Origin of the sequence: Shewanella schlegeliana (genome assembly GCF_016765635.1) — a bacterium.
GTDB lineage: Bacteria > Pseudomonadota > Gammaproteobacteria > Enterobacterales > Shewanellaceae > Shewanella > Shewanella schlegeliana.
In genome coordinates this window covers 421,323-428,077 of the sequence record NZ_JAESVD010000004.1, presented here as the reverse complement: position 1 = coordinate 428,077, position 6,755 = coordinate 421,323, and the positions used below count along the sequence as shown (strand labels likewise).

Here is a 6,755-nt window from a genome sequence, read left to right as displayed (position 1 = left end):
TCCGACTCAAGAGATCGCAAGCATTGAATATCGATGTGTGATGCAAATTATTAGTGGTGGGGGTAGACTGTACTACTACGACAATTTTGACTGGTATTTATCCCGTCAATTTCCCCTAGTAATGACACCTTACGTCATAACACTAAACTCCAAGAATGTGCTGTTCTAACCAAGTGCAGATACGGCTGAGGCCTTTGATGGCATGGATGCCATCGTAGAGCTTACAGGGACGTACTTGAAGCGTGTCTCAGAAGTGTCTGCACATGCGCTGGCCGCAGGCCATTGGAACCACTTTTGCTGATTGTTATTCTCAGCTGAAAAATGACATTGAGTTTTGTGGGGGGGGCTTTACAGCTTCTGCTTATAAATATCAGGCTACGCTGAATAAAGGTGTGAGCTGGAAGTTCACGACCTTTATCAAGCGCAGCGTGATTGCTTTAGCTTAAAAAGCGACAAGGCCTCGCGTTGAGGTTTACCAAGGTTTCCACCAACGCTCGGTACTTTGCCAGTCTCTTTTGTCACCAAACCCTGAATCTAAGATGTAATAACCTTCGCCATCAAATCTTAGGCGGGTGATGATGGTTCGGCTTTGAGTACTATCAGTACGTTTAGGCAAAGCACCTGACAGCTTAGTCTTAGTGAGCAGTTTTAGGTCGGCAAAGCCTCTATGTTGTTTAGCTTCAATGTGCAGCGCAGCTTTGCCTGTTTCAACGATGTAGCGCTGTGCCATGCTCGATTTGTCGCTAGCTTCACTCTGAGCTACATCACTTGTTCTAGCCGGATTGTAGCTACTCTGTTCGTTTTGCCAGATCTTCCAATAGTATAGCGGCAACTTCTCTACCATTGGGATTAAAAAGCGTCCTTGGTGGACGAATAAACTCAAGTAATCTGACTCATAATGCATCGCCCCGTCAGGGTGTTGCTGCGCCATTATTCTCACCCCAAGAGCGCGTGTGTCGCTGTTAAGTTTGTAGTTGGCGGTGTCAATCCAAAGCGGCGCTTGTATGGGGTTAACTTGGTCTGCTTGCGCACCAGGTTCGACAATTAATCCGGGGCGCTCGCTTAAACTTCCTGTATGGCGGGCGATAATCTCATGAGTCTGAGTATCCATAATCACTGTGCGCAGGGTATAGCGCCTTTCGCCAGCAAAGCTACCGCCAGTCCATTGTAAATAAGCGCCCATGGTGAATTGCTCTTGATGGGGCAGCTGTTTACAAACTGCAGAAGTGAAACCGCGGAAGAAACCACTGTCATTCTCCATCGCTTCAAGGGCGTCAAAGCTGCATTCTTGCTTGGCATAGCTTGCGGGTGAGAATAATGCTGCGCAAGTCAAAACGGCAGCGCTGAATAGAACGGATAATCTGCAGCTTAATGGGTAAATCGAAGCGTTGTTAGTTGGCATCTTGATTCTCCGCTGGATTTGACGCTGGATTAGGCGTTTGTTGAGGGCTTTCATCGCGGTTCTCGTTCTGAACGTTACTCTCGCTTAAAAAATTGACGCCAGTTTGGTTTATTTGCCAAAACTCAGGAGCGGGGAGTCGCTCAGTGATAACAGGGTAACGCGTGCCATCAAATTTAAGCTCACTGCTAAAGTGGATTGGCTCAACTTGATCGTATTCACCATCGGTACGGTATTGTTGACCTTGAGTCATTAGCTTTAAATCGTGGTAGCCATGGCTGCTTGTTGCTAGCACCTCAATTTTGCCCTGTACGCCGTAGTGCAGATAGACGCCGCCATTACTGCCCTGCATATCCGTACCTTCTATTTCGTAATCCAGTGGCAGGTGTTTCAGCACTGGGCGCAGCTTATGACCTTGTTGTACAAACAAGGTCATAAAACGGTTGGTTTTAAAGGCTTGATAGTCACCATGTTGCTGGCTTTGTGGTGAATTGTCGTAGTTGACAAGGTCGAGGATTAAACCCAATGCTGGCGTATTGTCGTTTAGGGCGTATTCGCCGTGAACGATACTATTCGTGTCAGAATGAACCTTTATGGCGCTATTTTCTTGCATGACTCCCGTATAACGCGCTTCGACTTTATTGCTGTATCGATTAACGAGTATCACTCGCCATAGATAGCTCGGGTAGCCCTCTTGGTTAGATTGGTAATATTGGAAATAAGATAGTAACGCTTGCTCTTTATTATGTGGCAACACCCAACAAACCGAATTGTCAGTGGACAAGTTAAGACCGTACTTTCTGGTGACGAGGGCGGCATCATAATCGAGCACGCTGTCTAACTGATTTAATCTACAATCTTGCTGTTGATCTTTTTGTTGCTCATATAGCTTTTGTTCAAGACTGTCTTTTTTTAGGCTGCCGAGTGCGTAACTATTGGCACTGGAGATAATGGCCAAAAGTAATGTCGTAAAAACAATTAATGGTTTGTTCATAAGGTTGATAACGTTGGTCTAGTGATTTTATTAGTTAGTAAAGGCGCGATAAATAGAGGTTTTATAACCGCGAACTTGTACGCCCTTGCGTAGGGGGATAGCGTATTGCGGCGCTGGTCGGTTGCTGTAATCGATATATTGCGGCGTGGCATAATAAAATACGCCCCGATATTGCGCCGGTAAGTCTTTTTGCTGTAGCAAATCATACTGCGAGTTATAGCTAGTGACAGCTAATGGCTTACCGTTATTGCTAATCGTTTCACCCAGTTTGTCGGCAAGGGCTTTAGTGGTTCTTTGTGCCCCTGCATCTTCCACCCAATTGGCGACTAACTGGCCTTTAGCATTATGTTTGAGTGGCATTAAAATGGTGTCTTTGATGACGGGGATGTTGGTGATTTGTGCCAGCTTGTTTTGCTTGCGCAGTAATGTTTGTGTTTGCTCTGCGGACACTTTATCGATATGCGGTGCATTAATACCATAAACTAAATGATCACAGGTTGTATCGTCATAGCCAAAATCGGTGCATGCCGCGCCCCAGTCAGGCATGGTGATCTCGATTAAAGCTGTGCCATAACCGTCATGATTAGCACTAGAATTAGCACCAGAGCCTGAGCCTGCACCCTCAAAGTGGCTGCCGAGAATGTTGTAATCAACTGCTCGGCGGCTTTGCAACCAACGTTTGTTAAACGAGTCACTGCGCTTACCTTCGCAAATAAGCAGGGGAAAGGGGATACGGTTACCGGCACTTGCGGCTTGATACATGGCTTTGCGTTCATTGTCATCGAACTGGCAACTGCCCAGTTCCAGCATCAGTTGTCCTATCTCTAGTCGATTTTGACTGGGTGACAAGCTACAGCCTGCCAGTAAACCGATACTTGTAATACAGGTTGCAACTAGGGTTTTCGAGCCCGCTTTAGTAAACATAGACATGATTATTTCGGTAACCTATTTGGGTCTGAATCTGCAATAAATTTGCGTGCCTGTTCAAGGCTCATGGCTTCATTGCTAGTGATAGCTTGTGCTCTTAAGGCGGCTGACTCGGCTATAATCTGTTGTAACAATTCATCGGTGAGCTGGGTGTATTTTTGGTAGGTAAAACCCATGAGCGACTTATCACCATATAGCACGAGCTTGTCTCCCGATTGATAACTATCCCAATCCTGTTTGCTAATGCCGCAAATATAGTCGTTGCCCCAAAAACGATAGCCTTGAAGGTATAAACCACCATCGCAGGTACGGCTGTAATAGCCAAAGCGTTTGTCATCTATGGTGGCAACAACGACGGCTTTATCGGCCAGCAGGGTATGAATAACCACAGGCAGCCCTTTCGCTAGTGAGAAGTGCAATAAAATGGGAATAGCGATAGTGACAGATAAGATAACTTTTATCGGGCTGCGGGGGGGATTATCAAGCTTGATTCTCAGCCAAGAATGCTTCTGCTTTAAGCTCCAAAACATAGCAATAAGTAAAAGCAGCGATAGCACGGCGGCAAATAGACTGAGTTGCTCGTAAACCTCGTCGTTAACTAAGGTGTTGCTAAATACGGCAACCAGCATCAAGGCCAATAACAGCATAGAAATGTATGCCAGTACTTTTTGTGTTCTGGTGGTTTTTGGCGCGAATATATTAGCCATGCAGTTCCTTGGCATCGATTGTGGCGATAAGCATTTAGCTCTGGTTTAAGATAAAAGGTAGGGCAGGTACTGGTTTAACTGATAAAGCACAAGGATAGCTAAAGGGCTATTTGCCCATAAACCATAGCGGAATGTTTTGTAATAAACCCTTGAAACAACAAGGCTGGCAATGACCAATCCACATACCCAAATGAGGCATTTGAAGATAAACAGTAGACCTGTGCCAACGCCTTCATGGTCGACTCGTACGATACCAATCAGAAAATTGGGGCCGATAAATTGCAGTAATGGAACCGCAATAACAAATATGGCCTTTCCGAGCTGAGTTTGCATGAAAGTTGAGATCGCATTTGGCATCTTGTTCGTGGCCTAATTATGAAGTGTGGATAAACGCTAATGGCGACAGCAATTTGGTTTGATGGTTTTTAAATAATAAATACAGTAGCTTATAGAGTGTTAGTTTATAATTGCAACTCTATAAACTGTAAATGGTTAACGGGGTCAGTTATTTGCGATGCGCCTCACAGGAGTTGCTCATTTTCTCTTGTTAGCTTTACTAGGATAATTAACTGCAGATTTTTTCCATTCGTGTGATTTAGAGTTACGAGGAGAGGTGTCAGGTTTGAATGTTAGCCAGATAAGGATAGTTAACCAACCTAAGCTATAGGCTAAAAAATCCAGCCAATCGAATGTTGAGCCGATAATGACTCGAGCTAACGGGTAGCTTTGTAACCCGAGTCGGTCCACTAGATTAAAAAATTGCGCAACTTCTACGCCGTAAGCGAGCAATAATACGCTTATTGAAAGTTTCATTGGTGAGACATGAATAAATGAAATCAGAAATAAAAACATCCATACCACAACGAGCAGATCACCGACAAAAGGTCGAATAAACCCATCGTGAATAAATAGGGCAATAAAGCTTAAAAGCAATAATACCGCACAACTACCGATAAAATAACGCAGTTTAAATGTGAACATTGCAACTTGTGCCTTGTTGTTAATCATGGGACTATTGTCCGTTAAAACAGATGGATAGCTTGTTTGTTAGAGTGCTGGTTTTAAGTTTGCGTTTGGATGTGAACTCTGTGGTCACGCAATTTTAGAGGCATGATAAACAATCGTCAAAATCAATGCGAGTCAGCTTCTTTTAGGCAAATATTCATATTGCGTTGCAAACCATTTTATTAAGTCGTTATTTTGGGGGGAGCATGTTAATCATGCAAAGATATATACGTATAGTGGGGTTATTATCATTTTTTATTTCTGCCTCTAGCGTAGCGGATGAAGTGCAGAGTTTCTCTCATGGTGACTGGCAAGTTGTTTGTGATAATACCCATACCTGTCGTGCTGTCGGTTACCAAAATCTAGACTACCAGCAACAAGACGATGCTCCTTCCCCTGTTTCTGTTATTTTTCAGCGCGCAGCCGGCGAAAATGCCGAAATAAAAGGCAAAGTAAAGTTTGGCTCAATTTCATACGATAACGACAACAGCCAAACACAAAATGACACCATCACACTGAGTATTAATGACGACTACCAAAGCTTACTTGGCGCAGAATTACCTGCCTACAAAGAGATGGGCATGAGTTTTAGTGGCGAGCGTGAGTTAACTAAAGAACAGGTTAACCAATTGCTTACAGCTTTAACCATGAAAGGTCGTGTCTCTATTAAATTTAATAGTCCTGCAGGGGAAGAGTGGCATTTGTCGACCACGGGGTCTACAGCCGTTTTATTGAAAATGGACGATTATCAAGGGCTGGTGGATACGCCTTTTGCAATTGTAAAAAAAGGCCCGCGTACCACTCATATTGTCCAGCCCAAACAAGCCCCGGTTGTTTCTATACCTGAGCAGCCGATACCTGTCACAACAGCTGCAGATCGCGCATTAGCAAGTAACCCTGATTTTATTCTTCGGATGAGAAAAGCGCTTAATTTAGCGTGTGATATCGTACCCGCCGAAGACGGCTCGTTAGATCTTGATGTGGCTAGGATTACGACAAGTAAACTCGTCGTCTCAACAATGTGTTGGTATGCAGCATATAACTTTGGCAGTGCTGTATGGCTAGTTGACGATAACACTGAGATTGAACCTCTGTTAGTAACGGATAGCGCAGTTAGTTATGCAAATGGCAGAATTGACGAGTATATGAAAGGTCGAGGGGTTGGTGATTGTATCTCTGCAAGGCGCTATATTTGGAATGGCAGTGAGTTTGTTTTAGCTGATTCCTATTCCACGGGAGCCTGTCGTGAAATAGCCCCTGGTGGTGCTTGGTATCTGCCCACAACCGTTAGCACTGTGATTGTGGGTGAAGATCCTGCTGCCGGAATTGATTGCCAATCTGAGCAAGCATACACCACTGACGGGATGGTCAAGTGCGCCCAACGAGAATTAGCGAGTATCGATCTAAAAATTTCTGAAGTCATCGACTCTATTAACGCCCTTGAACGCGTAGCAAAGAATAATGACTTAACGGCAGCACTCCATCAGGCGCAAGCCTCTTGGTTAACTTATCGTAACGATGTTTGTAAGGCGGTTAGGCTGAGCTACTTAGAAGGTTCGATGGGGCTGCCTGTCATGATAGGCTGTAAACTTGATTTGTCCGAAAAACGCTTAAGGGAGCTTGAACTAACCCTAGAGTCACTTATTTTCCGCGACTTTTAATCGCTTATGAGATGATTTTGAGCCGATATTCAGTAATAGGGACCGGCTCTTATCTATCATGT

Annotated in this window: 8 protein-coding genes; 2 read left to right on the top strand and 6 right to left on the bottom strand. The window is 44.4% G+C overall.

Features of this window, described 5'->3' with window-relative positions; genetic code table 11:
- The first annotated feature begins 263 nt into the window (after window positions 1–263).
- Window positions 264–446, top strand: a complete 183-nt coding sequence (locus JMA39_RS09545) for a hypothetical protein (RefSeq protein WP_202721640.1) — start codon at window positions 264–266, stop codon at window positions 444–446.
- Window positions 447–472: 26 nt separating this feature from the next.
- Here JMA39_RS09545 and JMA39_RS09540 read toward each other — a convergent pair whose 3' ends face one another.
- From JMA39_RS09540 to JMA39_RS09515, 6 genes are all read right to left on the bottom strand, one after another.
- Window positions 473–1,402: a PA3715 family protein gene (locus JMA39_RS09540; protein WP_202721639.1), complete on the bottom strand. Its 930-nt coding sequence runs from the start codon at window positions 1,400–1,402 to the stop codon at window positions 473–475.
- On the bottom strand, window positions 1,392–2,393 hold the full coding sequence (locus JMA39_RS09535) for a PA3715 family protein (RefSeq protein WP_237732747.1): 1,002 nt from the start codon (window positions 2,391–2,393) through the stop codon (window positions 1,392–1,394). The genes JMA39_RS09540 and JMA39_RS09535 overlap by 11 nt, the downstream gene beginning before the upstream one ends.
- A gap of 30 nt (window positions 2,394–2,423) precedes the next feature.
- A complete protein-coding gene (locus JMA39_RS09530) occupies window positions 2,424–3,323 on the bottom strand; it encodes a hypothetical protein (RefSeq protein WP_237732746.1) in 900 nt (299 codons plus the stop codon).
- 2 nt (window positions 3,324–3,325) lie between these two features.
- On the bottom strand, window positions 3,326–4,027 hold the full coding sequence (locus tag JMA39_RS09525; protein ID WP_202721638.1) for a hypothetical protein: 702 nt from the start codon (window positions 4,025–4,027) through the stop codon (window positions 3,326–3,328).
- Between the two features lie 45 nt (window positions 4,028–4,072).
- Window positions 4,073–4,384 (bottom strand): hypothetical protein, encoded by a 312-nt coding sequence (locus JMA39_RS09520; RefSeq protein WP_202721637.1) that lies wholly within the window; start codon window positions 4,382–4,384, stop codon window positions 4,073–4,075.
- A 177-nt stretch (window positions 4,385–4,561) separates the two neighbouring features.
- Window positions 4,562–5,035, bottom strand: a complete 474-nt coding sequence (locus JMA39_RS09515) for a ribosomal maturation YjgA family protein (protein WP_202721636.1) — start codon at window positions 5,033–5,035, stop codon at window positions 4,562–4,564.
- Between the two features lie 212 nt (window positions 5,036–5,247).
- On the opposite strand from JMA39_RS09515, the gene JMA39_RS09510 reads away from it, so the two are divergent.
- Window positions 5,248–6,693: a DUF1176 domain-containing protein gene (locus tag JMA39_RS09510; RefSeq protein WP_202721635.1), complete on the top strand. Its 1,446-nt coding sequence runs from the start codon at window positions 5,248–5,250 to the stop codon at window positions 6,691–6,693.
- Window positions 6,694–6,755 lie beyond the last annotated feature (62 nt).

Coding starts and splice junctions, on each gene's coding strand:
- JMA39_RS09545 (WP_202721640.1), top strand. CDS start 264: ATGCGCTGGCCGCAGGCCATTGGAACCACTTTTGCTGATTGTTATTCT.
- JMA39_RS09540 (WP_202721639.1), bottom strand. CDS start 1,402: ATGCCAACTAACAACGCTTCGATTTACCCATTAAGCTGCAGATTATCC.
- JMA39_RS09535 (WP_237732747.1), bottom strand. CDS start 2,393: ATGAACAAACCATTAATTGTTTTTACGACATTACTTTTGGCCATTATC.
- JMA39_RS09530 (WP_237732746.1), bottom strand. CDS start 3,323: ATGTCTATGTTTACTAAAGCGGGCTCGAAAACCCTAGTTGCAACCTGT.
- JMA39_RS09525 (WP_202721638.1), bottom strand. CDS start 4,027: ATGGCTAATATATTCGCGCCAAAAACCACCAGAACACAAAAAGTACTG.
- JMA39_RS09520 (WP_202721637.1), bottom strand. CDS start 4,384: ATGCCAAATGCGATCTCAACTTTCATGCAAACTCAGCTCGGAAAGGCC.
- JMA39_RS09515 (WP_202721636.1), bottom strand. CDS start 5,035: ATGATTAACAACAAGGCACAAGTTGCAATGTTCACATTTAAACTGCGT.
- JMA39_RS09510 (WP_202721635.1), top strand. CDS start 5,248: ATGCAAAGATATATACGTATAGTGGGGTTATTATCATTTTTTATTTCT.